Origin of the sequence: Prosthecomicrobium pneumaticum, from assembly GCF_014199915.1 — a bacterium.
GTDB lineage: Bacteria > Pseudomonadota > Alphaproteobacteria > Rhizobiales > Kaistiaceae > Prosthecomicrobium > Prosthecomicrobium pneumaticum.
The window spans coordinates 134,846-161,729 of record NZ_JACHOO010000003.1 but is presented as its reverse complement, the minus strand read 5'-3'; the positions used below and the strand labels follow the sequence as shown (position 1 = coordinate 161,729).

General features: G+C 69.8%; 25 protein-coding genes. 7 read left to right on the top strand and 18 right to left on the bottom strand.

All coding sequences use genetic code 11. From position 1 onward, the window contains the following. Window positions 1-16: 16 nt before the first annotated feature. Window positions 17-1,009, bottom strand: coding sequence for a UDP-glucose 4-epimerase GalE (gene galE / locus GGQ63_RS07830; protein WP_183854412.1), 993 nt, complete (start codon window positions 1,007-1,009; stop codon window positions 17-19). A 163-nt stretch (window positions 1,010-1,172) separates the two neighbouring features. Here galE and galU point away from each other — a divergent pair, with 163 nt between their 5' ends. After that, on the top strand, window positions 1,173-2,093 hold the full coding sequence (galU, locus tag GGQ63_RS07825; RefSeq protein ID WP_183854410.1) for a UTP--glucose-1-phosphate uridylyltransferase GalU: 921 nt from the start codon (window positions 1,173-1,175) through the stop codon (window positions 2,091-2,093). Here the strand turns inward: galU and GGQ63_RS07820 are convergent. Then, the gene (locus GGQ63_RS07820; protein WP_183854408.1) at window positions 2,077-3,534 is read right to left on the bottom strand and encodes an outer membrane beta-barrel protein; all 1,458 of its coding nucleotides are present in this window, start codon (window positions 3,532-3,534) and stop codon (window positions 2,077-2,079) included. The genes galU and GGQ63_RS07820 overlap by 17 nt on opposite strands. Before the next feature lie 139 nt (window positions 3,535-3,673). Between GGQ63_RS07820 and GGQ63_RS07815 the strand changes: the two genes are divergently transcribed. Continuing rightward, window positions 3,674-4,666 carry a KpsF/GutQ family sugar-phosphate isomerase gene (locus GGQ63_RS07815; RefSeq protein WP_183854406.1) on the top strand — a complete coding sequence of 331 codons (993 nt, stop codon included), beginning with the start codon at window positions 3,674-3,676 and terminating at the stop codon, window positions 4,664-4,666. Between the two features lie 60 nt (window positions 4,667-4,726). Here GGQ63_RS07815 and GGQ63_RS07810 read toward each other — a convergent pair whose 3' ends face one another. The 3 genes from GGQ63_RS07810 to GGQ63_RS07800 all read right to left on the bottom strand — a co-directional run bounded on the left by GGQ63_RS07810 (window position 4,727) and on the right by GGQ63_RS07800 (window position 8,563). Further along, window positions 4,727-6,295 (bottom strand): TRAP transporter large permease, encoded by a 1,569-nt coding sequence (locus tag GGQ63_RS07810; RefSeq protein ID WP_183854404.1) that lies wholly within the window; start codon window positions 6,293-6,295, stop codon window positions 4,727-4,729. Window positions 6,296-6,308: 13 nt separating this feature from the next. Beyond that, window positions 6,309-6,872 (bottom strand): TRAP transporter small permease subunit, encoded by a 564-nt coding sequence (locus GGQ63_RS07805; protein WP_183854402.1) that lies wholly within the window; start codon window positions 6,870-6,872, stop codon window positions 6,309-6,311. 194 nt (window positions 6,873-7,066) lie between these two features. Further along, the gene (locus GGQ63_RS07800) at window positions 7,067-8,563 is read right to left on the bottom strand and encodes a bifunctional metallophosphatase/5'-nucleotidase (RefSeq protein WP_183854400.1); all 1,497 of its coding nucleotides are present in this window, start codon (window positions 8,561-8,563) and stop codon (window positions 7,067-7,069) included. A 205-nt stretch (window positions 8,564-8,768) separates the two neighbouring features. On the opposite strand from GGQ63_RS07800, the gene hemH reads away from it, so the two are divergent. The 3 genes from hemH (at window position 8,769) to GGQ63_RS07785 (ending at window position 11,351) form a co-directional block, all read left to right on the top strand. Beyond that, entirely contained in the window at window positions 8,769-9,815 is a 1,047-nt protein-coding gene (gene hemH, locus GGQ63_RS07795; RefSeq protein WP_183854398.1) for a ferrochelatase, read from the top strand. A 97-nt stretch (window positions 9,816-9,912) separates the two neighbouring features. Next, complete coding sequence (locus GGQ63_RS07790) at window positions 9,913-10,905, top strand: SPFH domain-containing protein (protein WP_425502071.1); 993 nt, start codon at window positions 9,913-9,915, stop codon at window positions 10,903-10,905. Further along, the gene (locus tag GGQ63_RS07785) at window positions 10,902-11,351 is read left to right on the top strand and encodes an NfeD family protein (protein ID WP_183854396.1); all 450 of its coding nucleotides are present in this window, start codon (window positions 10,902-10,904) and stop codon (window positions 11,349-11,351) included. Before GGQ63_RS07790 ends, GGQ63_RS07785 begins: the two co-directional genes overlap by 4 nt. Before the next feature lie 99 nt (window positions 11,352-11,450). Here GGQ63_RS07785 and GGQ63_RS07780 read toward each other — a convergent pair whose 3' ends face one another. Then, entirely contained in the window at window positions 11,451-12,542 is a 1,092-nt protein-coding gene (locus tag GGQ63_RS07780) for a TRAP transporter substrate-binding protein (protein WP_183854394.1), read from the bottom strand. 201 nt (window positions 12,543-12,743) lie between these two features. Between GGQ63_RS07780 and GGQ63_RS07775 the strand changes: the two genes are divergently transcribed. Beyond that, on the top strand, window positions 12,744-13,520 hold the full coding sequence (locus GGQ63_RS07775) for a gamma-glutamyl-gamma-aminobutyrate hydrolase family protein (protein ID WP_183854392.1): 777 nt from the start codon (window positions 12,744-12,746) through the stop codon (window positions 13,518-13,520). Between the two features lie 3 nt (window positions 13,521-13,523). On the opposite strand, the gene GGQ63_RS07770 is transcribed toward GGQ63_RS07775, so the two are convergent. From GGQ63_RS07770 to GGQ63_RS07715, 12 genes are all read right to left on the bottom strand, one after another. Beyond that, complete coding sequence (locus GGQ63_RS07770) at window positions 13,524-14,552, bottom strand: nickel/cobalt transporter (RefSeq protein WP_183854389.1); 1,029 nt, start codon at window positions 14,550-14,552, stop codon at window positions 13,524-13,526. Further along, a complete protein-coding gene (locus tag GGQ63_RS07765) occupies window positions 14,552-15,217 on the bottom strand; it encodes a DUF1007 family protein (RefSeq protein WP_183854387.1) in 666 nt (221 codons plus the stop codon). The genes GGQ63_RS07770 and GGQ63_RS07765 overlap by 1 nt, the downstream gene beginning before the upstream one ends. Window positions 15,218-15,279: 62 nt before the next feature. Continuing rightward, complete coding sequence (locus tag GGQ63_RS07760) at window positions 15,280-16,179, bottom strand: LysR family transcriptional regulator (RefSeq protein ID WP_183854385.1); 900 nt, start codon at window positions 16,177-16,179, stop codon at window positions 15,280-15,282. Between the two features lie 171 nt (window positions 16,180-16,350). After that, a complete protein-coding gene (locus GGQ63_RS07755) occupies window positions 16,351-17,532 on the bottom strand; it encodes an amidase (RefSeq protein ID WP_210308433.1) in 1,182 nt (393 codons plus the stop codon). Between the two features lie 122 nt (window positions 17,533-17,654). Next, a complete protein-coding gene (locus GGQ63_RS07750) occupies window positions 17,655-19,244 on the bottom strand; it encodes a gamma-glutamyltransferase family protein (protein ID WP_183854383.1) in 1,590 nt (529 codons plus the stop codon). A gap of 60 nt (window positions 19,245-19,304) precedes the next feature. Beyond that, complete coding sequence (locus tag GGQ63_RS07745; protein WP_183854381.1) at window positions 19,305-19,892, bottom strand: NAD(P)H-dependent oxidoreductase; 588 nt, start codon at window positions 19,890-19,892, stop codon at window positions 19,305-19,307. Beyond that, window positions 19,892-20,473 (bottom strand): NAD(P)H-dependent oxidoreductase, encoded by a 582-nt coding sequence (locus tag GGQ63_RS07740; protein WP_183854379.1) that lies wholly within the window; start codon window positions 20,471-20,473, stop codon window positions 19,892-19,894. The genes GGQ63_RS07745 and GGQ63_RS07740 overlap by 1 nt, the downstream gene beginning before the upstream one ends. A gap of 177 nt (window positions 20,474-20,650) precedes the next feature. After that, on the bottom strand, window positions 20,651-22,051 hold the full coding sequence (locus GGQ63_RS07735) for an FAD-binding oxidoreductase (RefSeq protein WP_183854377.1): 1,401 nt from the start codon (window positions 22,049-22,051) through the stop codon (window positions 20,651-20,653). Beyond that, window positions 22,044-23,363 (bottom strand): cytosine deaminase, encoded by a 1,320-nt coding sequence (locus tag GGQ63_RS07730; RefSeq protein WP_183854375.1) that lies wholly within the window; start codon window positions 23,361-23,363, stop codon window positions 22,044-22,046. The genes GGQ63_RS07735 and GGQ63_RS07730 overlap by 8 nt, the downstream gene beginning before the upstream one ends. Window positions 23,364-23,400: 37 nt before the next feature. After that, on the bottom strand, window positions 23,401-24,255 hold the full coding sequence (locus GGQ63_RS07725) for an ABC transporter permease (protein WP_183854373.1): 855 nt from the start codon (window positions 24,253-24,255) through the stop codon (window positions 23,401-23,403). Further along, window positions 24,252-25,067: an ATP-binding cassette domain-containing protein gene (locus GGQ63_RS07720; RefSeq protein ID WP_183854364.1), complete on the bottom strand. Its 816-nt coding sequence runs from the start codon at window positions 25,065-25,067 to the stop codon at window positions 24,252-24,254. The genes GGQ63_RS07725 and GGQ63_RS07720 overlap by 4 nt, the downstream gene beginning before the upstream one ends. Window positions 25,068-25,169: 102 nt before the next feature. Next, window positions 25,170-26,183: an ABC transporter substrate-binding protein gene (locus GGQ63_RS07715; protein ID WP_183854362.1), complete on the bottom strand. Its 1,014-nt coding sequence runs from the start codon at window positions 26,181-26,183 to the stop codon at window positions 25,170-25,172. A 258-nt stretch (window positions 26,184-26,441) separates the two neighbouring features. Here GGQ63_RS07715 and GGQ63_RS07710 point away from each other — a divergent pair, with 258 nt between their 5' ends. Further along, entirely contained in the window at window positions 26,442-26,831 is a 390-nt protein-coding gene (locus tag GGQ63_RS07710; RefSeq protein WP_183854359.1) for a RidA family protein, read from the top strand. The last annotated feature ends 53 nt before the right edge of the window (window positions 26,832-26,884 follow it).

Genomic DNA, 26,884 nt, shown 5'->3' with positions numbered 1-26,884 from the left:
CTTCAGCCTCGCCCGCTCAGGCGACGAAATTGCGTCGCGTCAGATGATCCTCCCAGGCGAGCGCGCTGTCGACGATGCCATCGAGATCGTCGCGCCGCGGCCGCCAGCCGAGCACCGCCATCGCACGGGCCGGATCGGCGACGATCGCCTCGGCATCGCCCGGCCGGCGCGGCCCGTCGACGACCGGAAAATCCCGGCCCGACACCCGCCGCACCGCCTCGATCACCTGCCGCACCGAATAGCCGTGGCCATAGCCGCAATTGGCGACGAGGCTGTCGCCGCCGCGGCGCAGATGGAGAAGCGCGTCGTAATGCGCGTCGACCAGATCGGAGACGTGGATGTAGTCGCGCAGGCAGGTGCCGTCCGGCGTCGCGTAGTCGCTGCCGTGCACGGTGAGCGCCGCGCGCTTGCCGAGCGCGGCCTCGGCCGCGACCTTGATGAGATGCGTCGCGCCGCGGGTCGACTGCCCGGTGCGGCCGGCCGGATCGGCGCCGGCGACATTGAAATAGCGCAGCGCCGCATAGCGGAACTCATGCGCCGCCGCGGTGTCGGCGAGCATCATCTCGGTCATCAGCTTGGAACGGCCATAGGGCGAGGCGGGGGCGAGCGGCGCATCCTCGCGGATCGGCTCCGCGCCGCCGCTGCCATAGACCGCGGCGGTCGACGAGAAGATGAAATGCGATACGCCGGCGGCGACGGCCGCGGCGATCACGCTGCGCGATTTGACGGTGTTGTTGAGATAATAGCCGAGCGGATCGGCGACCGAGTCGGGCACCACCACCGAGCCGGCGAAGTGGATCACGGCGTCGACCCCCTGCGCCTCGATCGTCGAGCGGACGAGATCCTCGTCCCCGACATCGCCGAACACGGCCGCCGCCTCGGGCGCGATCGCGAACCGGAAGCCGGTGGCGAGGCTGTCGATCACCACGACCCGCTCGCCCGCGTCGAGCAGGCGCCAGACCATGTGACTGCCGATATAGCCGGCGCCGCCGGTGACCAGGACCGTCATGGGGGAACCTCTCGCCTCGCCGTGGTTAAGAAAGCATGAAGAGCGCAGGCTTTCGACCCCGTTCACCCTGTCGCCACGCCGGCCGGCGCGCCGCCTTGCTTCGCATGGCGATCGCGCTATCGTGCGGCGCTCCCCCGCAAAGGTTCAGTCCGGTGAGGTCCCTATGAACCGTCCGATCCGCAAGGCCGTGTTTCCCGTCGCCGGCCTCGGCACACGCTTCCTTCCCGCAACCAAGGCGATGCCGAAGGAGATGCTGCCGGTCGTCGACCGGCCCGTCATCCAGCATGCGGTCGACGAGGCGCGCGAGGCGGGCATCGAGCACTTCATCTTCGTGACGGGCCGCAACAAGGGCGTCATCGAGGATCATTTCGACATCCAGTACGAGCTCGAGGCGACGCTCGCCGGCCGCGGCAAGGACAAGGTGCTCGACCAGCTGCGCAGCGAGCTGCCGAAGCCCGGCACGACGAGCTTCACCCGCCAGCAGGAGCCGCTCGGTCTCGGCCATGCGATCTGGTGCGCGCGCGAGCTGGTCGGCGACGAGCCCTTCGCCGTGCTCCTCCCGGACATGGTGACGAAGGGCCAGCCGAGCTGCCTCGCCCAGATGGTCGACGTCTATCGCGAGACCGGCGGTAATGTGATCTCGGTCGAGGAATGCGACCCGAAGATGACCGACCAGTACGGCATCGTCGGCATCGGCTCGACGCTGAGCGAGCGCGCCTTCCGCATCGACCGCATGGTCGAGAAGCCGAAGCCGGACATCGCCCCGTCCAACCTCTACATCAACGGCCGCTACATCCTGCAGCCGCAGATCTTCGAGTTCCTGTCGCGCCAGCAGCGCGGCGCGGGCAATGAGATCCAGCTGACCGACGCCATGCTGGCGCTGATGCAGCGGCAGTATTTCTATGGCTGCCGCTTCGACGGGCGCACCTTCGACTGCGGCCACAAGGTCGGCTTCCTGATCGCCAATGTCGCCTTCGCGCTCGACCGGCCGGACCTCTCGGGCGAATTCCGCCGCGAGCTCGAGGCCCTCATCGCGACCCTGCCGGAGGCGGAGCGCCAGGCGATCGCTAGCGCTGCAGCCTGAGCCCGACGAGCACGCGGCTGTCCCGATAGTCGGCGGCCGCGGCCGCCGACTCGAACCAGGTCTGCGTGAACCGGCCGGTCACCCAGAGCGAGCGGTTGAGCTTCCAGCGCGCCCCGACCCCGGCCGTCCAGGTGGTGGTGTCGGCGCCCGCGCCGCCGAACTCCTCCGCGCGCCAGCCGCCGAACAGCTCCGCCGTCAGATTGCGGCGGAGCGCGCGCTCGATCGACAGCGTCGTGTCGTAGACGACCGCCCCCGACGTCCCCGGATCGGTCGAGGGTTCGATCGCGGTCGAGCCGGCGAGACGGACCGTGGTCAGCCGCGTCGGCGACCAGACGATCGAGCCGTCGATGGTGAACGCCTCGAGCGAGGACAGCGCGTCGTCGTCGAAATCCTCCCGCCGCCAGCCGAGCGCGATCTCGGCCGTCGTCACCGGCGCGGCGTCATAGGCGAGACCGGCGCGCAGCGCGACGCCGCGCGAGGCCCGCGCGATGCCGTCCGCATCGCGCCGCTCGGCATAGATCCGGCGCGACGCCTCCGCCTCGACGAAGGGAACGAGGCCGGGGACGACCGCATAGCCGAGCCGCAGCGTGCCGGAGACGGCGGCGTTGTCGCGGTCCTTCTGCGAGACCGCGACGCCGCCGATCTCGGCATCCTCATAGAGCCGCCCGTCGACCGCGCTGCGCAGGCCGAGCACGACGCGGCCGATCCGCCCGTCGAGCGCCGCCCCGGCGGCGAGGCGGTGCACGCCCGGCGGCCGGTCGGCACCGTCCGGATAATCCGCGCTCGACAGGTCCTCGCGCGCATAGTCGTAGCCGGCGCGCAGCGCCAGCGTCCATTCCGCCGGCAGGTCGATCCTGCCTCCCGCCTCGATCGAGACGGTCGGCCGGTCCCCGGTCCCGCCGTCGAGCGCATGCAGAACCCCACCGCGCAGCGAAAGCGTCGCCGCGTGGCGCGCCCATTGCGAGCGGAACACCACCTCCGGCGCGACCTCGAGAAGGCCGGACGCGCCGCCCCCCGCCGCACCGGCGGCGTTGCTCGCATAGCCGCCGCGCAGTTCGACCGCCGGGAACATCAGGAAGGATCCGACCCGGAGGCCGAGCGGATCATAGGCCGTCTCGTCCGCCGCCCGCCGGCCGCCTCGCCCGATCGCCGCGGCAGGCCCTTCGGGCGCCACCGCACCGGCCCGTCCGGCCGGCCCCTCGGCCCTCCCGAGCGGCCCGTCGTCCGCCTCGGCCGGCGGCGGCGCGGGATCCTCCGCCTCCGCCGCGACCGTCGCGTCGGACGGCGCAGTGTCGCCCGTAGCCGACGCGAGCGCAGCCGCGTCGTCCGTCACCGCACCGCGCAGCGGCCAGGCGGGCACGGCCGTTTCCGCCCGCAGGCCGGCGGCCGGCGCGGCGGCGAGAAGAAGGGCGAGCGCGGTCATTCGGAAGGGGACGGCCATCGCGCCCGGCGGTCTCTCACGCGAAACTATGCTTTCCGAATCGTAAAGCGGCTTGGTTAACCTTGCGTTTCGGTGCCGGCAGGTGCGCGCCGCGGGGAAGCCGTGCTAGAAGCGGCACGTCGAACAGCGTGAGGTGAACATGGCCATCGTCGCGATCCGCCCCGCCGATGACGGTGCCGTCGCGTCGGCGCTGCGCACCATCGAACGCGAACGTGCCGGGCTCGACGCCATCGCCGAGGCGCTCGCCGGGCCGCTCGGCCGCGCGCTCGCCGAAGCCGTCGGCCTGATCCGGGCGGCGACCGGCCGCGTCGTCGTCACCGGCATCGGCAAGAGCGGCCATATCGGCGCGAAGGTCGCCGCCACCCTCGCCTCGACCGGGACGCCCGCCTTCTTCCTCCATGCCGCCGAGGCGAGCCATGGCGATCTCGGCATGGTCGCCGCCGGCGATGTCGTGCTCGCCCTCTCCTTCTCCGGCGAATCGGCGGAGCTGCGCGCCGTCGTCGAATATGCCCGCCGCTTCCGCCTGCCGCTCGTCGCGATGACGAGCGCGCCGGGAAGCGCGCTCGGCCGGGCCGCCGATCTGGTGCTCGCCCTGCCGCAAGCCGCCGAGGCCTGTCCGCACGGCCTCGCGCCGACCACATCCACCGTCATGCAGCTCGCGCTCGGCGACGCGCTCGCCGTCGCCCTGCTCGAGAGCCGCGGCTTCACGGCGCAGGAATTCCGCGTCTTCCACCCCGGCGGCAAGCTCGGCGCGAACCTCAACTATGTCCGCGACATCATGCATGCCGGCGAGGCCGTGCCGCTGCTGCCGCTCGCCGCTTCGGTGAGCGAGGCGATCCTCGTGATGACCGCGAAGGGCTTCGGCTGCGTCGGCATCGTCGATGGCGAGGGCGCGCTCGCCGGCATCATCACCGATGGCGATCTGCGCCGCCATCTCGGGCCCGCCCTGCTCGAGGCGCCGGTCGAGCGGGTGATGACCCGCGCGCCGCGCACCATCGCGCCCGACACGCTCGTCGCCGCCGCGGTCGAGCAGTTGAACCGCGCCGCGATCACCGCACTTTTCGTCGTCGAGGAGCGGCGGCCGGTCGGCATCGTCCACATGCACGACCTGCTGCGCATCGGCGTCGCCTGAGCGACGCCGCGCATCGGGACATGGTCGGCGGAGGCGGGCGGACGCCCTGCCCGCCCTTCCCTATTGCGCCGGCGCGCCGAAATCGGGCGGCGGGATCTCGCCCGGCGCGGCGGGCGCTGCGCCGCCCCCCGGGGCCTCGCCGCCGAACGGATTGCCCGGATCGCCGAACGGGTTGCCCGGGTCTCCGAACGGGTTGCCGCCCTCGTCGCCCGGCATCGGCACGTTGATGTCGATCGTCGACGGGTCGACCTCGACGCGCCCGGCCTTGTAATGCGTCACGAGGCTCGGAAAGCCGAGCACGATGCCGACCATGATGATCTGGATGATCACATAGGGGATCGCGCCGAGATAGATCTGGCCCGAAGTCACGGGCGCGATCGTCCTCCCCGTCACCTTGTCGGCATAGGCCCGGGTGGGCGCCACCGAGCGCAGGAAGAACAGCGAGAAGCCGAAGGGCGGGTGCATGAACGAGGTCTGCATGTTGACCGCGAGCAGCACGCCGAACCAGACGAGATCGATGCCGAGCGCATCCGCCGCCGGCGCGAGCAGCGGCACGATGATGAAGGCGAGCTCGAAGAAGTCGAGGAAGAAGGCGAGCAGGAAGACGAGGATGTTGACGACGATCAGGAAGCCGAGCTCGCCGCCGGGCACGCTCGTCAGCAGATGCTCGACCCAGACATGGCCGTCGACACCATAGAAGGTGAGCGAGAAGACACGCGCCCCGAGCAGGATGAACAGCACGAAGGCGGAGAGCTTGACGGTCGAATCGAGCGCCTGAACGATCATCCGGAAGGTCAGCTTGCGGTTGATCGCGGCGAGCACGAGCGCGCCGACGGCGCCCATCGCGCCGCCCTCGGTCGGCGTGGCGAGGCCGATGAAGATCGTGCCGAGCACGAGGAAGATCAGCACGAGCGGCGGCACGAGGCTCGTCACGACGCGGGACGCGAGCGCGAAGCCGCGCAGCGTGCGCGCCTCCGGCGGCAGGGCCGGCGCCCAGTCGGGACGGAAGAGGGTGACGAGCAGCACGAAGCCGGCATACATCGCCGTCAGCACGAGGCCAGGCAGCAGCGCGCCCTCATACATGTCGCCGACCGAGCGGCCGAGCTGGTCGGCGAGCACGATCAGCACCAGCGAGGGCGGGATGATCTGGGCGAGCGTGCCCGAGGCGGCGATCGTGCCGCTGGCGAGCCGCCGGTCATAGCCGTAGCGCAGCATGATCGGCAGCGAGATCAGGCCCATCGAGATGACGGAGGCCGCGACGACGCCGGTGGTCGCGGCGAGCAGCGCGCCGACGAAGATCACGGCATAGGCGAGCCCGCCGCGGATCGGCCCGAACAGCTGGCCGATCGTGTCGAGCAGGTCCTCCGCCATGCCGGATCGTTCGAGGATCAGGCCCATGAAGGTGAAGAACGGGATCGCCAAGAGCGTCTCGTTCGACATGGTGCCGAAGATGCGGTCGGGGATCGCCTGGAAGAGGTTCGGCGACAGAAGCCCGAACTCGATGCCCACCACGCCGTAGAAGAGGCCGATCGCGGCGAGCGCGAAGGCGACCGGATAGCCGAGCAGCAGCACGACCACCAGCGAGGCGAACATGATCGGGGCGAGGTTCTCGGCGATGAACGCGGCCATGGCGAGCCCTCCCTCAATGCGCCGTGGCGATGTCGGCAGTCGCCTCGTCGGCTTCGGCGCCCGGATCGGGACCGGCGCCGGCCAGGAAGGCGAGCCGCTTGACGAGTTCGGAGAGGCCCTGGAGGCCGAGCAGGATGAAGCCGATCGGGATCAGGATCCAGACGGGCCACATCAGCAGGCCGCCCGGATTGGGCGAGTGCTCACCCGACAGGATCTTCGATTCGACCACCGGCCAGACGAGCAGGATGGTGACGAGGCAATAGGGAAGCAGGAAGACGAGCGTGCCGAACACTTCGATCCAGACCTGCGTGCGGCGGGTGAAGCGGCCGTAGACGAGGTCGATCTTGACGTGCTCGCCCTTGAAGAGCGTGTAGGCCGCGGCGAGCAGGAAGCCGCCCGAGAACAGATACCACTGCAGTTCGAGCCAGGCGTTCGACGTATAGGCCGGCGCGATCTTGCGGATGATCGCATTGCCGGCGCTGACGAAGATCGCGGCGAGCAGAAGCCAGGACACCGCCCGGCCGACGAAGACGTTGACGCGGTCGACGAGCCGGCAAAGGCCGAGCAGCGGCTTCATGTCCGATCCCCCTGGTTCCTCGCAGCGCCGGCTCTTCTTCGGCCGGTCGCCCGCTGGTCCAATGCGCACGCAAGCGGCGGTTTTGCGCGCTTCCGGGCTCTCTCTCCTTAGCCGGAACGGGGCGGCGAGGCCACCGGCAAGCGCTTAAGACGAAAGTCGGGGGCGGCGCGGCGCCGCCCCCGGAAAACGGACGATCAACGCAGCACGAGCCGGCCCTCGACCGCCGGCGCGACCGTCTTCTTCGCCTCGACATAGGCGATCACCTGGCTGGCGAGGAGCTGCGCGTCGACCGGGCTGATCAGCCGCGCCGCATCGGCGAGCACGGTGTAGCCGTCGCCGCCATCGGCGACGAAGTCGTTGGTGGCGAGCGTGTAGGTCTTCGCCGGATCGAGCGGCGCGCCGTCGACCGTGATGCTCTCGACGCGCGATCCGGGCAGCTTCGACAGATCGGCCGTGACGACCATGCCGGACACCTGCGGGAAGCGGCCGGCCTTCGCCTCGACGAGGCTCAGGCCGTTCTCGATCGCCGCCTTGAGCTTCTCGCCCGTCACGGCGATCTTCACCGTCTTGTTGCCGAAGGGCAGTTCCGCGAAGACGTCGGCGCGGGTGAGCGTGGTGCCGGGCGCGTATTCGCGGTCGGCCCGGATGCCGCCGCCATTCATCAGCCCGACATCGGCGCCGACCGTCTCGCGCATCGCATCGGCGATCAGATTGCCGATCGCCGCCTCCGTCGCGCGGACGGTGGCGCGGCGACTGTCGAGCGCCGTCTGCGTGGTGCCGATCGCCACCTTCAGCTCCTTGTCGAGCTTGCCGAGATAGCCGTCGACCTTCGCCTTGATCGCCGGGTCGGGCTCGACGCTCGCGCTGTCGACGATCTCGAAATCGGGCCGGAAGGTGACGGTGGTCTTGCCGTCCTTGGTCTCCTTGTCGACCGTCAGGCGCGTGACGACGACGCTGTCGGCCTGCGAGCCCGACTCGGTGAGCGCCGTCGCGCCGTCGAAGAAGACGAGCAGGTGCTCGTCATGGCCGGAGAAGATGAGATCCGCCGCCTTGTCGCGGACGAGCGCCATGTCGACCGAGAGGGGCGTGTGGACGACGGCGACGACGATGTCGGCGCCGGCCGCACGCAGCGCCGCGGCCTTCTTCTTCGCCGTCTCCACCGAGGGCGCGAAGCTCATGTCGCCGGGCGATGCGACCTGCGGCGTGTCTTCCGTGGTCAGGCCGTAGAAGGCGAAGCGCACGCCCTCGACCTCGACGATCCGGTCGTCGACCGCGTTCGGCACCGAGGCGCCGTCCTTTTCGCGGACGTTCGAGGTGATCACCGGGAATTTCGCCTCGCGCATCCGCTCGCGGAACACGTCGGGGCCGAAATCGAACTCGTGATTGCCGGGCGTGAAGGCGTCAACGCCCATGGCGTTCAGGATATCGATGATGTGCGCGCCGTGATCGATGCCGGACAGCAGCGAGGGCGACAGCGTGTCGCCGGCATGGACGAAGAAGGTCGGTCCCTCGGCGCGCACCTCGTCGAGCACGCCGGCGAGCCGGGCGAAGCCGCCGCGGCCGTGATGCTCCTCCATCCGGTCGATGTCGTTGGTCTGGACGAAATTGACGGTGACGGTCTCCGCGGCGAGCGGCAGGGCGGTACCGAAGAGAAGCGCAGCGGCGAGGGAGACGGCGGATAATCGCATCATGTCGTGCCTCCGGTCTGATGGGTCCCGCGGGCGGCTGCCCGCGGGCCGATCCTCGCCGCCGATCTTCACAGCGCGACGACGGCCTGTCACGCGGCAATCGCCCTCGGCGGGCGGGGGAAGCCCCTGTGGCCGAAAGGCGCGATGGACTCGGGCGTCCGCGCCCCTATCTTCGCGGCGGACCGATGCGGCACGAGAGGGGCGAACGATGAGCGGGACGGGCGAGTATCGGGCGATCCGGCTGCCGGCCGGGCACCCGCCGGTGAAGGCCGGCCGGATCGGCGTGCTGCTCGTCAATCTCGGCACGCCGGACGGGACCGACTATTGGTCGATGCGCCGCTATCTGAAGGAGTTCCTCTCCGATCGCCGGGTCATCGAGGTCAACCGGCTGATCTGGTGGCCCCTCCTCAACCTCGTCATCCTGTCGACACGGCCACAGCGTTCCGGCGAGGCCTACCGGTCGATCTGGAACGAGGAACGCAACGAATCGCCGCTGCGCACCATCACCCGCGCGCAGGCCGAGAAGCTCGCGGCGCGATTCGGCGGGGAGACGTCCGTCGTCGTCGACTGGGCGATGCGCTACGGCAATCCCTCGATCGCCAGCCGCCTCGCCGCGCTGAAGGCCGAGGGCTGCGAGCGCATCCTGATCGTCCCGCTCTATCCGCAATACTCGGCCGCGACGACGGCGACGGTGAACGACAAGGCCTTCGAGGCGCTGATGGCGATGCGCTGGCAGCCGGCGGTCCGTACCCTGCCGCCCTATCACGACGATCCCGCCTATATCGATGCGCTCGCCCGCGAGACCGAGGCGGCGCTCGGCCGGCTCGATTTCGAACCGGAGGTCATCCTCGCCTCGTTCCATGGCCTGCCGCGGGAATATCTCGACAAGGGCGATCCCTATCACTGCCAGTGCCACAAGACGGTGCGGCTCCTGAAGGCGCGGCTCGGGCCGCTCGGCGACAAGGTGCGTCTCACCTTCCAGTCGCGCTTCGGCCGCGCGGAATGGCTGCAGCCCTATACCGACGAGACGGTGAAGACGCTCGCCGACCAGGGCATCAAGCGGCTCGCTGTGATCACGCCCGGCTTCGCGGCCGACTGCGTCGAGACGCTCGAGGAGATCGCGGGGCAGAACGCCGAGTTCTTCCACGAGCATGGCGGCGAGAAGTTCGCGGCCCTGCCCTGCCTCAATGACGGCGCGCCGGGCATGGCGATGCTCGAATCCCTCGTCCGGCGGGAGCTCGCCGGCTGGCTGTGAGGGCGGCGCCGGGTGATGCCGGTCGATTGCCGCGGCGGATGCGAGCGCTTACTTTGCGGAACGGGTCCGGAATCGGACGGCCACGGGAGACGGGATGATGGGCTTGTTCGGTTTCGACATCGTCGTTCTGATCATCGTCGTGCTGGCGATCCTCGTTCTGGTCGCCGGCGTGAAGACCATTCCGCAGGGCTTCAACTATACCGTCGAGCGCTTCGGCCGCTACACCAAGACCCTCTCGCCCGGCCTCAACCTGATCGTCCCGTTCATCGACCGCATCGGCGCGAAGATGAACATGATGGAACAGGTGCTCGACGTGCCGACGCAGGAGGTGATCACCCGCGACAACGCCACCGTCTCGGTCGACGGCGTCACCTTCTACCAGGTGGTCGACGCGGCGCGCGCCGCCTATGAGGTGCGCGGGCTCGAGAACGCCCTCCTCAATCTCACCATGACGAACATCCGCACCGTCATGGGCTCGATGGATCTCGACCAGCTGCTGTCGCACCGCGACGACATCAATGAGCGCCTGTTGCGCGTCGTCGATGCGGCGGCCGCGCCCTGGGGCCTCAAGATCACCCGCATCGAGATCAAGGACATCGTGCCGCCGGCCGATCTCGTCGATTCGATGGCCCGCCAGATGAAGGCGGAGCGCGAGAAGCGCGCCCAGGTGCTGGAGGCCGAGGGCCAGCGCCAGGCGCAGATCCTGCGCGCCGAAGGCCAGAAGCAGGCGCAGATTCTGGAGGCCGAGGGCCGCCGCGAGGCCGCCTTCCGCGACGCCGAGGCACGCGAGCGCTCCGCCGAGGCGGAGGCGAAGGCGACGCAGATGGTGTCGGAGGCGATCGCCGCCGGCGACGTGCAGGCGATCAACTATTTCATCGCGCAGGGCTATACCCGGGCGATCGAGCGGCTGGCGAGCGCCCCGAACCAGAAGGTGCTGATGCTGCCGGTCGAGGCGACCGCGCTGATCGGCTCGCTCGGCGGCATCGCCGAGATCGCCCGCGAGGCCTTCGGCGGCGCGCCGGCGGAGTCCGCCCGGCGCCACGGCCGCAGCGCCGTGCCCCCGGCCGGCAGCCCGGACCGCACGCCGTGATCCTTCAGGCGATCGCCGCGCTCGGTGCCTGGAGCTGGGTGGTTCTCGGCCTCGTCCTGCTCGGCCTCGAGATCCTGGTGCCGGGCACCTTCTTCCTGTGGTTCGGCGTCGCCGCGGCGCTCGTCGGCGTCGCCGCCCTGCTCGTCGATTTCGCCTGGCAGGCGCAGGCGATCGCCTTCGTCGTGCTCGCCGTCGCGCTCGTTCTCCTCGGCCGGCGCTTCTTCGCGGGAGCCGGCCAGCGCGGGGCGCAGCCGCTCCTCAACGACCGGCCGACCCGGCTGATCGGGCGCACCTATCCCCTCGCCGAGGCGATCGAGAACGGCACCGGGCGGGTCCGGATCGACGATTCGGTCTGGCGTGTACGCGGTCCGGACCTGCCGGCGGGCACCCGCGTGCGGATCACTGGCCATGACGGCGCGGTGCTCACGGTCGAGCCGGCGCCGTAGCGGGGGGCGCGGCGGCTGGCGTCCGGCCGGACGCGCGGGAAGAGAGAGGCCGGCGGACCGGCCTCTCGATCGTGCAGCGCCTCGGCCGTTCGCCGGCCGTCAGCCCTTCGCCTGCATGGTGTAGCCGAAGGAGTCGAAGGTGTATTCCGCGACGCGGAACCACTGATAGGCCTCCTCGCGGTATTTCTTCCAGGGCTCGTAGACCTTCTTCCAGTTGGCGTTCTCGGCGGCGAGTTCGTCATAGAGCTCGAAGGTCGCCTTGTAGGCCGCCTCGAGCACGTCGTTCGGATAGCGCCGGAGCTGCACGCCGCTGCCGACCAGGCTGCGGATCGCGGTGACGTTCTTCACGTCGTACTTGGCCATCATCACGTCGTTGGCGAGTGCGGACGCCGCCTTCAGCGCCGCCTTGTAGGAGTCCGGCAGCGCCTCGTATTTCGCCTTGTTGACGAACAGGTGGATCGCCGGGCCGCCCTCCCAGAAGCCGGGATAATAGTAATATTTGGCGACCTGGGCGAAGCCGAGCTTCTCGTCGTCATAGGGACCGACCCATTCCGCCGCGTCGATCGTGCCCTTTTCGAGCGCCGGATAGATGTCCGAGCCCGGGATCTGCTGCGGCGCCGCGCCGAGCTTCGCCATCACCCGGCCGCCGAGGCCGGCGATGCGGAACTTGACGCCCGACAGGTCGGCGACCGACTTGATCTCCTTGCGCCACCAGCCGCCCATCTGCGTGCCGGTATTGCCGGCGACGAAGGAGACGACGCCGTACTGGCCGTAGAATTCGTCGAGCAGCTGCTGCCCGCCGCCCTCGGTGATCCAGGCGTTCTGCTGCCGGGCGTTGAGCCCGAAGGGGATCGCCGTGCCGATCGCGAAGGTCGGATCCTTGCCGACATAGTAGTACGAGCAGGTGTGCGTCGCCTCGACGGTGTCGTTCTGCACCGCGTCGAGTGCCTGCGGCGTCGGGATCAGCTCACCCGACGGGAAGACCTGGATCTGGAACTTGCCGTCGGTGATGTCCGACACGGCCTTCGAGATCGTCTCGGCGCCGCCATAGATCGTGTCGAGCGACTTCGGGAAACCCGAGGTCAGGCGCCATTTGATCTCCGGCGCGGATTGCGCGATTGCCGGCGCGGCGAGCGCCGCCGTGCCGACGCCGGCGAGGCCGGCCGATTTGATGAAAGAACGACGGTCCATCATGTCCTCCCCTGAGCGGATGCTTCTCGTCATCCGGATGCTCGAACACCGGCTGCAGCCGACGATATGGCCCCTGCCTTGTCAATCCGCCTTTCGGCCATAGGCATGCCCGATTTCGCGCCAACGGTCGGCGCTTCGCAACCGGTCGGGCCGGGCCTATATAGCTCCCGACCGATCCCCTCCTCGCCGGATGCCCGTCCGATGATCCACGCGCCCTTCGTCCCCCTCGTCGCCGTCACCGCGGATGTCCGCCCGGCCGACGGCTATGACTGGCACGCCGCCGCCGAGAGCTATCTGCGCGGTGTCACGGCGGGCCTCGGCGGCGTGCCGGTGATCGTCCCCTCGCTCGGCGACGCGATCGATCTCGACGCGCTGCTCGCCCGGGTCGACGGCGTGCTCGTCACCGGCAGCCGCTCGAACGTCCATCCCGCGCTCTACGGCGCCGAACCCGAGCCGCGCGCCGAGCCCTACGATCCGGCGCGCGACGCCACCACGCTGCCGCTGATCCGCAAGGCGCTCGCCCGCGGCGTGCCGCTGCTCGCCATCTGCCGCGGTTTCCAGGAACTGAACGTGGCGCTCGGCGGCTCGCTCGAGCCCGAGGTGCATCTCGTCGAGGGTCGCATCGACCATCGCGCGCCGGCGAGCGCGAGCCAGGACGAGCGCTTCGCCATCCGCCAGGACGTCGTCGTCGTCGAGGGCGGCTGTCTCGGCCGGATCGTCGCGGCGGACCGCATCCGCGTCAACTCGCTGCACCGCCAGGCGGTCGCCCGGCTCGCCGACGGCCTCGTCGTCGAGGCGACCGCCGAGGACGGCACGATCGAGGCGGTCAGCGTCGCCGGCAGCCCCGGCTTCGCCGTCGCCGTGCAATGGCATCCGGAATATTGGGTGACGAGCGACGCGCCCTCGCACCGCCTCTTCGCCGCCTTCGGCGCGGCGATGCGCGAGCGGGCCGCCCGGCCGGCGCTCGCCGCCGAATAGGCCTCAGGCGGACAGCGCCCCGCCGAGCATGGCGAGGCCGAACAGGAGGATCGCCGCGGCGGCCGCGATCTCGAGGCCGCGCAGCGCCGCGACGCCGGCACCGCCGCCGCTCGAAAAGCGCAGCGCCAGATCGCGCGCCTTGACCGCGAGCGCGGCGAGCGCCGAGACGGTGATCGCCGTGCCGAGCGCCATCACAAGGACGGAGAGGAGCCCCGCCCACCAGAGTCGCTGCGACAGGGCAAAGACGAGCACGATGATCGCGCCGGTGCAGGGCCGCACGCCGACCGCGAGGACCGCCGCCCAGGCCCGGCCGATCGTCAGCGGCCGGTCGAGCAGCGCCGGATCGGGCGCATGGGCGTGGCCGCAATCCGGCCCGTGCACATGGCCGGCCGAGGCGTCGTCGCAGGCGAAAGCGCGCGTGCCGGCCGGCCGAAGCGGCATCGGCGCGATCGCCGGTGCGGTGGCGGGCGCCGCTGCCGCCACGGGACCGGCGCGCCGGCCGAAGCCGGTGAGCTTGGTGACGAGGAGCACCGCCCCGCACAGCGCGATCAGCGCATAGCTCGTCGCCTCGAGCGCGTCGGTCGCCCGCGTCATGGTGAAGGCGGTGACGCCGAGCAACACCGTACCGAAACCGACCACCGCGATCGCCGTGACGGCCTGCGCGATCGCCGCGAGAAAGGCGATCGCCACGCCGCGGCGCAGCCGCTCGCCCGACACGAACAGCCAGCTCGCCACCACCGCCTTGCCATGGCCCGGCCCGGCGGCGTGGAAAACCCCATAGGCGAAGGAGAGCGCGACCAGCAACGCCGCGGCATGGCCGCTTTCGCCGAGCGCGGAGAGCGCCCGCGTCAACTCCCGGTAGAAGGCCGCCTGCTCGACGGCGATCCAGCCGAACAGCGGCGCCAGCGGGCCGGCCCAGGAGGCCGCGCCGCCGCCGTCCGGCGTGCCGACGCCGAAGGGCGAAGGCGCCGCCGCCGCGGGAAGCGCGGCGAGGCACAAGGCGGCGAGGGCGAGGCGCGGCGTCCTGATCATCACCGTCCGCAGCTGATCGTCACCACATTGGCGAGGCCATTGGTCAACTGCGCGAGGTCGGGCGGCAGATCGCGCTGGTCGGCCGGGATCGCGGCGAGCATCGCCGCCGACGAGGCGTCGAGCTCGCGCGGCGGATGATAGACGGCGGCGCAGCCGCGCGGCGCATGGTCGAGCGCGATCGGCCGGTCCTCGACGAAACTGAACGCGACGAAATATTCCGGATCATAGACTTCGAGCCGCGTCTCGCCCTTCACCGGCGCCGGATCGGCGACCGGCAGCGTGAAGAACAGCGTCAGCCTGCCACCGTGGAACTGCAGAAAATATTCGTCCGGCGGCTTCAGCTTGACCTCGACCCCGTCGATCGTCAGCCAGGTGAAATAGTCGTATTCCTTGAGGGAATCGACATTCACCTTGGCGAGCGGGGCGAGTTCGGAATCGTCGAGCTTGCCGTCATTGTTGGCGTCGAGCCCTTGCACGGCGAAGGCGGTGAAGGCTTCGTCGAACTGCCAGATCGCCCGCACGGAGGCGATGCGGCCATATTCGTCGAAGACGATCTCCGACTTCGCATCGACGAAGACGTGCGGGTGCGCGAGCGCGGCGCCGGGAAGGAGCATTCCCCCGAGCGCGAGGCCGGCGAGCCCGAGGCGGCGCGCGGTCGACGGCATTGCGGCTCCCGATCTGTTTCGTGTCGTCTCGATGCCGCGGCATCGCGGCCCAATTGGGGCGATCAGCACTGCCCGTCGGTGTTCTTGAAGAACTCGACCATGTGATCGACGAAGGCCCGCACCTTGCCGGAGAGGTGGCGGCGGTGCGGATAGACGGCATAGATGCCGACGCCGGCCGGCTCGAACGGCGTCAGCACCTCGATGAGCCGGCCGGCGGCGATGTCGTCGCGCACGACGAGACGGGGGACGACCGCGAAGCCGATGCCGAGCAGCGCCGCCCGCCGGGCGACGCTCGGGCTGTCGACCTCCAGCCGGCCCTTGACCGGCACAGAGAAGCGCCGGCCCTCCTCCTCGAACGGCCAGTTGGTTCGGTAGGAGACATTGGTGTCGATGATGCAGGGGATCTCGGCGAGGGCCTCCGGCCGGTTCGGCTCGCCATACTGCGCGATCATCTGCGGCGAGGCGACGATGACGACCCGGAAGGAAGCGAGCCGGCGGGCGATCAGGCTCGAATCGGGCAGCGCCGAGATGCGGATCGCGACGTCGAAGCCTTCCTCGACCAGATCGACGAAGCGGTCCTCGAGATGCAGGTCGAGCGTGATGGCGGGCTCGGCGGCGAGGAATTCGACGATCGCCTCGCCGAGTTCGCCATCGCCGAAGGTGCGCGGCGCGGAGACCTTCAGCCGGCCGCGCGGCGCGGCATGGGCGTCGCTCACCGAGGCCTGCAGATCGTCGATCCGCTGCAGGATCTCGATCGCCTCGCGGACATAGGACTGGCCGACCTCGGTCAGCGAGAGGGTCCGCGTCGTGCGGTTGAGCAGGCGGACGCCGAGCTCGTCCTCGAGCTCGCGGACATATTTGGAGATCAGCGCCTTGGACCGGCCGAGCTTGCGGGCGGCCGCCGAGAAGCCGCCGGCCTCGACCACCTCGACGAAGCTCCGCATCCGCGTCAGCGTGTCCATGCCGCTCCGTCCCTTGCCGCTCCGTCCGGGTTAAGCCGGTTCGCCGCGCCGGGCAAGGGGCGCCCCTCCCCTCGCGCGGCGGCGCGACAGGGCGGGCGTCCGTCGCGCCGTCTCTCTCGCAGCGGAGCGCTTCACCCGATCACGCCCCCAAGGAAGGCGCTCGAGGCCCGGCTACCCCATCACCCGTTCGGCGATCGCGATGAGCGCACGGTCGCGGCCGGGCGGACCGATCAGCGACACGCCGAGCGGCAGGCCGGCGACCTCGGCGAGCGGCATGGAGAGCTGCGGCAGACCGGCGAGGCCGGCGCCGCAGAGCATCGACAGGCAACGGTTGCGATAGGATTCGAGCGCCTCGCCCTGCATGCCGAGTTCCGGCGCCGGGCCGGGCACGGTCGGCACGACGAGCACGCCATCCTCGCCGAGCAGGCCGCGCATGCGGGTCCGGATCGCCGAGCGGCGCTCCCTTGCGGCGGCGATGTCGTCCTCGGTGACCCGGCTCGCCCATTCGAAGCGCTCGCGCACGCCGGGGCCGAGCAGCGGCTGGCGATCGCGGATCCAGGCGCCGTGCGCCTGCCAGGCCTCATAGGCCTGGATGGTGCGGAAGGTCATGAACCAGGAGAACAGCCCCTCCTCCGACAGCGTGACGGCGCCCTGCGGATCGAGATGCTCGGCGACGCGCGAGACGGCGGTGCGCACCACCGCATCCTCGTCGTCGCCGGAGAGGAGCGCGTGCACGTCGTCGGCCGTCATCATCCGGCGGAGCGGCGGTCCGTCGGCATCCGCGCCGAGAAGCACGTCGCCGACCTTCGCGAAGAGGTCGATCTCGCGGGTGAACCAGCCGACGGTGTCGAGCGAGGCGGCGAGCGGCTGGACGCGGGAAATGTCGATCCGGCCATGCGTCGGCCGGAGCCCGATCACGCCGCAGAACGAGGCGGGCGTGCGCACCGAGCCGCCGGTGTCGCTGCCGAGCGCGATATCGGCGAGACCGGCCGCGACGGCCGCCGCCGAGCCGGAGGACGAGCCGCCGGTGATCCGGCCGGGCGCCTTGGGATTGGTCGGCGAGCCGTAGTGAAAATTCTCGCCGGTCAGCGAATAGGCCATCTCGTCGGTATGGGTCTTGCCCACGAAACGGGCACCGGCATCGAGCAGCGCCTGGACGGCCGGCGCGTTCGCGCTCTTCACGCCGCTTTCGGCGCGGACGAGCGGATGGCCGCCGCCGGTCGGATAGCCGGCGACGTCGTAGAGGTCCTTGACGGCGAGCGTCGCCCCGGAGAGCGGACCGGAGGGGGCATTCGGCACTTCGACGGCGGGATAGTCGACGAAGGCATGGACGGGATCGTCTCTGAGCAGCATGGCGTCCACGGTTGCCGCCGATAGGCCGGCGGATAGCGACGGTCTGCCGGGAATCGAGCAGATTGCCGCGGGAAAGTGCAGGAGATCGCCTCTTTTTGCAATGCGACGCTGCGTTCCGCCGTTCAGCCGGCGACGGCCGCCCCGTCCGAGCGCGGATCGGAGGCGCCGAACAGCCGGCCGTCGGCCCGCCGCACGATCGCGCCGGCATGGCCCATCAGATCGGCATAGGGCTCGGCGAGCACCTCGACGCGATGGCCGGCCCGCTCGAGATCGCGCACCAGATCGGCGTCGAGCCGGGATTCGACCCTGAGCCCCGCGGCGTCCGCCCCCCAGGTCTTGCCCCACAGCCAGCGCGGTGCGGCGATCGCTTCCGCGAGGTCCATGCCGAAGCGGACATGGCGGGTGAACAGCGCCGCCTGGAATTGCGGCTGCCCGTCGCCGCCCATCGTGCCGTAGCTCATCACCCGCCCGTCGTCGAAGCGGGCGAGCGGCGGGTTGAGCGTGTGGAAGGGCTTGCGGCCCGGTTCGAGCGGATTGAGCGCGCGGGGATCGAGCGAGAAGCTCGCGCCGCGGTTCTGCCAGACGATGCCGGTCCGCGGCAAGGTGAGGCCGGAGCCGAACTCCCAAAAGATCGACTGGATATAGGAGACGGCGAGGCCCGAGGCGTCGATCGCGCCGAGCCAGACCGTATCGCCCTTCGCCCCGCCTCCGCCGAGCGCGGCGGCCCGGCGCATGTCGATCTGCGCCGCCTCGCGCTCGAGCGCCCGGTCGGAAAGATAGGGCGCGAGATCGCCGGCGAAGACCGGATCGGTGATCCGCGCGTCGCGGAACTGGAAGGCGCGCTTGGTCGCCTCGACGAGGCCGTGGACATGCTCGAACCCCTCGCCGCGCGCCACGCCGAGCCGCTCGAACAGGCCGAGGATCATCAGCGAGGCCGCCCCTTGGGTCGGCGGCGGGGCGTTGTAGAGCGTCGCGCCGGCTATTCTGAGCGACAGCGGCTCGCGGAAGCGCGCCTCCTGCCGTTCGAGATCGGCGCGCGTCACCGGGGCGCCCGCCTCTGCGAGATCGGCGGCGATCGTCGCGCCGACATCGCCGCGGTAGAAATCCTCGAAGCCCTCGTGCGCGAGCTGGTCGAGCGTGTCGGCGAGCCGCTCGAAGCGCATCGCGTCGCCGGTCGCCGGCGCCTTGCCGCCCGGCATGAACTGCGCGGCGAAGCCCGGCACGGGCGCGAGCTCGGCCTCGTGCTCGGCGGTCATGCGGGCCTGCGAGCGCGACACCGCGACGCCCGCCCGGGCATGGCCGATCGCCGCCTCGACGAGCGTGCGACGATCGAAGCGGCCGCCGAGGCTCGCGGCGAACTGATGGGCGAGCGCCCAGCCGGACACCGCGCCGGCGACCGTCAGCGCGGCGTCGGGTCCGCGGGTCGGCACCCGGTCATGGCCCTTCTCGCGATAGGCGCCGATCGTCGCGCCCGAGCCCGCCGCGCCGCAGGCCTCGATATAGCGCGGCGTGCGGCCGGGCTCGCGGATCAGCCAGAAGCCGTCGCCGCCGATGCCGTTCATGTGCGGATAGACGACGGCGATCGTCGCCGCCGCGGCGAGCATCGCCTCGACGGCATTGCCGCCCTCGCGCAGGATCGCCGCGCCGGCCTCGGCCGCCGCCCGGTGCGGCGCCACCACCATGCCCTTTTCGCCGACCACCGTCTCGCTCATGCGCGCTCTCCTCGAACCCCGGCCTTTTGCATAGAGGAAAGGGGCGGACGGTCCAATCCGCTAGAGCCGGGCCATCGCCTTCGCGACCTTGGCGAGATAGGCCGCTCTGCTCTTTTTCGTCGATGTGTCCATCTTGTAATGGGCGAGATAACGGGTGGAACAACGGGGGTGGCAGAGCAATCTTATGCCGCGCAGGATGATCTTGCGGCCCGGCTCGCCGACGAATTTCGACATCAGCCAGGACGCCCCGCAGGTCGTCACCACGGCGAGCCGGCGGACGTGCTGCATGTTCGGCCGGATGCCGGTCGTCTCGGTCGGCATGATGAAGGTGACGTGCGGCACCCAGACCCGTTCGAGCCAGCCCTTCAGCATGGCCGGCGGCCCGTACCACCAGGTCGGGTACACGAACACCATCGCCTCCGCCCACTGAATGAGCGCGACGTGCTCGGCGACCGGCCGGACATTGACGTCCCGCTCGTGATAGAGCCGCCGTTCCTCCGCGCTCATCACCGGATCGAAGCCCGAGGCGTAGAGATCGAGGAGCCGCACCTCGTGGCCGGCACCCGACAGGCTCTCCACCACCGTGTCGCGAACGGCGGCGTTGAAGCTCTCCGGCACAGGATGGGCGTAAACGACGAGGGTCCGCATCAGAAGGCTTCCATCCGCCGCCGGACATCGTCGAGAAAGGCGGCCCGCTCGGCGTCGCTGCGGCGGTTCATGTCGTAGAGCGCCAGATAGGAAAGCGGCGCGCCGGGCTTGATCTGGACGCGCAGCACCCGCGTGACGATCTTGCGCGGCGGGTCGCCGATCGCCAGGGCCCGCCAGCGCGTGCCGCCATAGGTGACGACGGCGGCGAGCTTGCGGATATGGCGCAGCGTCGGCTTCACCTTGCCGTTCTCGATGCGGAACGACACGCCGGGCAGGAAGACCCGGTCGAAGAAGCCCTTGAGGATGGCCGGCCAGCCGAAATTCCACACCGGCGTGACGAGCACCAGCGCCTCGGCGGCCTTCAGCTTCTCGATATAGGGCGCGACCGCCGATCGATCGGCATCGACGTCGTGATAGGCGAGCCGCTCCGCCCGCGACAGGCGCGGGTCGAAATCCTCGGCATAGAGGTCGACATCGTCCACCATGTGCCCGGCCTTTTCGAGCGCCGCGACGACGGTCCGATGCAGCGCCGCGCCGAAGGATGTCTCGACCGGATGGGCGAAGAGAACGAGCACGCGCATGGGGTTAGCGGACCCTGAAGCCCTCCCCCCTCGTGGGGGAGGGTTGGGAGGGGGGCGTGCCGGGCGCACCGCCTCGCATCATCACAGCTGCCGGAACAGCGCCGCCCCGCCGCGCGGGCCGGCCCCCCTCTCCAGCTCTCCCCCACAAGGGGGGAGAGAGCCTCGGCGTTTCTGCGCTCATCCCGCCGCCTGCAGGCCGGGGAAGAGAAACGTCTTCTTCGCGCGGTAGTCGAAGTTCGGGTCCTCCCAGGCGATCATCTTGCCCGGGTTGAGCAGGCCGTCCGGATCCGCCTCGCGCTTGAAGGCGAGCTGGACGTCGTCGGTCTGCTTCATGCCGCCTTCCTCGAGCGTATAGCGGTGGGGGTTGAAGATCGGGCAGCCCTCTTCCTCGTGGATGCGGATGATCTCGTCGAGCCGCTCCTCGGTCGAGAAGCGCACCATCGGCAGGCCCATCGGGATGACCTTGCCGTCGAAGCGGACGAATTCGAGATGGCCGGGCACCTCGTCTCCCAGCAATTCGGTCATCCGGGCGACCTTCTTCTGGTGATCCGGGAAGGGATACATGACCTGGAGATAGGTGATCGACGGGTCGACGCGCAGCGCCCGCAGCGTCGTGTGATTCCAGGCGAGCTCGAAGGCGGGCGGCAGGCCCTTCAGATCCTGCGCCGTATCGGCGCGGAAGACGATCTCGCCCTTCTCCCGGCCGGTGAAGGCGAGGAAGGCGTCGAGCGAATGCGGCGCCACCATCACGATGACGACCGACTGCTCGCGCTTCAGGAATTTCTGGTGGCGGAGGAAGTAATCGAACGGCGCCGGCGCCGCCACGGTGGCGATCTCCTTGGTCAGGATGCCGTCCTCATTGCCGAGCGCATCGGCATAGCGCACCGCATCCATCCAGTCGTCGAAGCCGACCAGCACGTCGACCCAGTCATAGGCCGGAGCGAGCGGCATCTCGACCTCGGTGATGATGCCGTTGGTGCCATAGGCGTGGCTGACCTTGTGCAGGTCGAACCGGCTCAGTTCGAGCGTGCGCGGGCTCGCCTCCATGGTGACGATGCGCAGGCGGATGACATTGCCGAGATCGCGCAGGCCCCCCCAGCGGATCGAGCCGACGCCGCCCGAGCCGCCGGCGACGAAGCCGCCGACGGAGGCGGTGTTGGCGGTCGAGGGATGCAGCCGCAATTCCTGGCCCGAATGGGCGCGCGTCTCGGCGTCGAGCTTCGCCATGATGACGCCGGGCTCGGCGACGACGCGGCCGGGCGCGATCGCGGTGACCTTGTTCATCTCGGCGAGGTTGAGCACGATGCCGCCGGCGAGCGGCATGGCCTGGCCGTAATTGCCGGTGCCGGCGCCACGCGGCGTGACGGCGACGCCGTGCGCATGAGCGGCGGCGAGGACGCGGATCACCTCCGCCTCGTCCTTCGGCGTGACGACGAGATCGCCGACGACATGGTCGAGCTGGCGCTTCAGGACCGGCGAATACCAGAAGAAATCGCGGCTCTTCTGCTTCACGATCGCCGGATTGTCCTCGATGGCGATGCCGGCGAGGTCGGCCTTGAGCTTGGCGAGATCAGCCATCGAGGTCTCCAAAGAGGTCGTCGAGTTCGCGGTGATCCGGCAGGGTGCGGTCGATCGCCCGTCCGGCCCGGATCACCGTGCGGTCGGCCTGCGGCCGGGCGAGCAGCTCGGTCCAGCGCCGGGCGCGGAAGAGAACGAGATCGGCCGGATCGCCGGCCCGGATGAGGCCGAGATCGGGCCGCCGCGCCGCGTTCGCCGCATTGCGCGTGACGAGCGCCGGCGCGGCGTCGATCGGATGGTCGAGCTGGATGATCCGCACCGCCTCGCGGAACACTTCCATCGGATCGAGATCGCCATAGGCGTAGAAGGGATCGCGCGTGTTGTCGGAGGCGACGACGGTGTTGACGCCGGCCGCGGCCATCTCCTTGAGCAGCGTGACGCCGCGCGAACGCGGCGTGCGGCCGGGCGCGCGGTCCTGCAGATAGACATTGCACATCGGCAGCGAGATCACCGTGATGCCGGCCTCCGCCACGCGCTCGATGGTGCGCGCCGCCTCGGCCTCGTCCTGGCGGGCGAGCGAGCAGCAATGGCCGACCGCGACACGCCCCTCGAACCGATGGCGGAGCGCCGCCTCGGCGATCGAGCGGAGCGAGGTCGCGGCGGGATCCTGCGTCTCGTCGACATGGAAATCGAGATCGAGGCCGCGCGCCGCGGCGGTCTCGAACAGCCGGTCGAGCGCGGCGTCGAGCTCCGGGATCATGAAGGTGACGCCGCCGAGCACGCCGCCATGCGCCGCCGTCGTGTCGACGATCGCGTCATAGGCGGCCGCGTCGAACACCATGTCGACGGGGAAGAGCGACACCGCCTGCAACTCGATCCGGCCGGCCCAGGCCGCCCGCATCTCGGCGAAAACCGGCCAGGAGATCGTCTCCTGCGGCGGCAGCGAATCGAGATGGGTGCGGATGAGGCGCGTGCCGTGGGCGCAGGCACAGCGGAGCGCAAAATCCATCCGGCGGCGGACGTCCTCGGCGGACCAGTTGGCCTCGCGGTCGGCATGGACGGCGGCGAGGGCGCCGTCGAAACTGCCGTCCGGATTGGCGGCGCGCGGCCAGATATGGCCCTTGTCGAGATGGGTGTGCAGGTCGACGAAGGCCGGCCAGACCTGGCCGCCATCGAGATCGACGACCGGCAGGCCGGTCTCGCTGTTGGGCGGCGACAGGCGGGCGATCCGGCCGTCCTCGACGACGAGATCGGCTCGCAGCAGGCCTTCCACCACCCGCGCGTCGAAGCCCTCGACGGCCGCCGCCGGCAGCCGCGCGTCGGCGAGCACATAGGCGCCCGCCTCGGGAATGGTCGCGAAGCCCTTCGTCATGAGGCCGGACCTCCCCGTCCGTCTTGGCCGTGCGGCATCAATTCTCCCGCCGGATGGCGCTCTCGTGCCACTTCCGCAGCAGGAGATGCGAGACGAGACTGGTCGCGAAGAAAATCGCGACGCCGGTGGCGCAGAGAAGAATGAGCGCGGCGAAGAGGCGCGGAATGTTGAGCCGGTATTGCGATTCGAGAATCCGGAAGGCGAGGCCCGAGCCGGCGCCGGCCGAACCGGCGGCAAATTCCGCGACCACCGCCGCGATCAGGGCGAGGCCGCCGGCGATCCGCAGGCCGACGAGGAAATAGGGCAGCGCCGCCGGCAGCTTGAGCAGGAACAGCGTCTGCCAGCGCGAGGCGCCGTAGAGCTCGAAGAGGTTGAGGAGATTGTGGTCGGTCGATTTCAGCCCCTGCGTCGTGTTCGACAGGACGGGGAAGAAGGCGACGATCCAGGCGCAGATCAGCAGCGCCGACTGGGTGGTCGGCGCATAGATGAGGATCAGCGGCGCGATCGCGACGATCGGCGTCACCTGCAGGATGACCATATAGGGATAGAGCGCGATCTCGATCCATTTCGACTGCGCGAGGAGGACCGCGATGAGGACGCCGCCGACGAGCGCGATGGCGAGCGCGGCGAAGGTGATCTTGAGCGTGACGAAGAGCGCGCCCGACAGGGTCGGCCAGTCCTCGATCATCGCCTGCGCGACCCGTTCGGGCGCCGGCAGGATGTAATGCGGCACGTTATAGGCGACGACATACCAGTGCCAGAGCGCGACCAGCGCGACGAGCATGGCGATCGGCACGATGACGCGCAGCACCTGCTCGGTCATCCTGGGGCCCGAGGGCGGGCGCGGCGCGGCGGCCGGAACGGCGGTGTCGACGGGTTCGGCGGCGCTCATAGGTGGTCGGTCGCTCCGATCGCGGCGACGAGCGAATCCGACACGCGCCGGCAGTATTCGGCATAGAGCGGCGAGGTGCGGAAGGCGCGGTCGCGCGGATAAGGGGCTTCGATCGCGATGTCGTCGATGACGCGGCCGGGCCGCGCCGCCATGACGACGATGCGGCTCGACAGGTGCACCGATTCGAAGACCGAATGGGTGACGAACAGCACGGTGAAGCCGAACTGCTTGTAGAGCTTCAGAAGATCGTCGTTGAGCTTCTGCCGCGTGATCTCGTCGAGCGCGGCGAAGGGCTCGTCCATCAGGAGGAGGCGCGGCCGCGTGACGAGGGCGCGGGCGATCGAGACGCGCATCTTCATGCCGCCCGACAGTTCGCGCGGATAGGCGGCGGAGAACTTCTCGAGGCCGACCATCTCCAGCGCCTCGGCGACCCGCGTACGGGCGGCGGCCTTCGAGACGCCCTTCAGGCGCAGGGGTAGCCAGACATTGTGGAACACCGTCGCCCAGGGCATCAGCGTCGGCTCCTGGAAGACGAAGCCGATCTCGGCCTCCGGCTTGCCGCTCGCATCATACATCGCCTTCGGCCAGGCGACGGCACCCGAGGTCGGCTCGCCGAGCCCGGCGATGATGCGCAGCGCCGTCGACTTGCCGCAGCCCGAAGGCCCGAGCAGGGAGAGGAACTCGCCCTCGGCGACGTCGAGATTGAGATCGGCGAGCGCAACCGTGCCGTTCGAGAAGGTCTTGGCGACATGCTCGAGCCGGACGATCGACCGATCGCGCGGAGAGGGGGCCGAGGCGGGGGACACGGACACGCTGCTTGCCGGTTCTTTCTGTCGTCACGAGAGGCGTTCGCGCCGGACCGAACGCCCGGCGCGAGAGGATCGAGGGGCCGGCGCGCCGGCCCCGAGGTCGCCCTACTTCTTCAGCTCCTTGCCGACGCCCTTGCAGACGAACTGCGTCGTATAGGTCTTCGAGATGTCGAGCCCGGCCTTGACGACGCCGGCCGTCACCATCTTGTAGTAGAAGGACTTGATGCGCGCATCCGTCATGCAGCCGATGCCGCCGGTCTCCGCATCGCCCGAATCGACGATGCCATATTCCTTCATCTGGGCGATCGAGAAGGCGATCTGACCGTCGGTCATCTCGGGATTGTCCTTCTTGATCAGGTCGTTGGCGGCTTTGTTGTCGCCGTAGAGATAGGTGTACCAGCCGACGATCGAGGCATCGACGAAGCGCTGGACGATGTCCGGGTTGGCGGCGACATAGTCCTGCTTCGCCTCGATCATCGTCGAATAGGTGTCGAAGCCGGAATCGGCGAGCAGGAAGAGCTTCGGCTTGAAGCCGCCCTGGCGCTCGATCTCATAGGGCTCGGAGGTGATGTAGCCCTGCTGGGCCGACTGCTTGTCGGCGAGGAAGGGCGCCGGGTTGAAGGTGTAGGGCTTGTACTGCTCGTCGCGGAAACCGGGGAAGGCCGACTTCATCCACTGGAAGCCGGACGCATAGAGGTCCTTGCCCATGAAGATCGTCGGCAGCTTGGCGAGATCCTCGAACTTCTCGATGCCGCTGTCGGGATGGACGATGAAGACCTGCGGCTCCTTCTGGAAGATCGCGGCGACCTCGACGAGCGGGATGTCCTGCTCGACCGAGGAGAAGGGCTCGAGGAAATTGCCGGCCATGAAGAAGGTCGCCTTGCCGGCGAGCATCAGGGCGCGGTTCGCCGCCTGCGGTCCGCCCTGCAGGATGGTGACCTTCAGGCCATATTTCTCATAGGTGCCGTCGGCGACGGCCTGGTAGAAGCCGCCATGCTCGGCCTGGGCGAGCCAGTTGGTGCCGAACGACACTTCGTCGAGCGCCTGCGCCTCGCCCGCCATTCCCGCCGCGAAGAGGCCCGCCGTCAGCGCGAGCAGGCCGGACCGGATCGTCTTCATCTGTCGTCTCCCTCGGGCGCTGCCCCCCGGGGCCATGCGCGCCACAAACGTTCGAGCTTCGCAAGACATGTGCCAGATACGATACGGGCATGCCGCGGACCATGCCCCTGCGCCCGCGAGGGCGTGCCACCGCGCCGCGCCGCGGGATGCCCCGACTCCGCCACCCGAGTTTAGGCGAGGTCGCATGCACAAGAAAGCGGCAGGATGCGATCTCCAACACGTCTTGCGGTCCGTCGGCGCCCTGCCTAGCGTTGCGCCATGAACCAGCCGCTCCTGCCGGCGTCGATCGCCGCGCCTTTCGCCCGCTACAGTCACGGCGTCGCCGTTCCGGTCGGCAGCCGTCTCGTCTTCTGCTCGGGCCAGCTCGGCATTGCGGCGGACGGGACGATCCCGGAGGGCGTCGAGGCGCAGGCCGAGCTCTGCTTCGCCAATCTCGCGGCGATTCTCGGCGCGGCCGGCATGACGCTCGCCGATATCGTCCGGCTCAACGCCTTCGTCACGGGACGCGAGCACATGGCCGGCTATATGCGGGTGCGCGATCGCCATGTCGCCGATCCGCCGCCCGCCTCGACGCTGATGATCGTCGGCGGGTTCACCCGGCCCGAATTCGTCGTCGAGGTCGAGGCCGTCGCGGCGCGGGCCGATTGACGGAGACCTTCCTTTGCCGCGTCATGAAGGCGACACGAAATCCGGTTATCCGG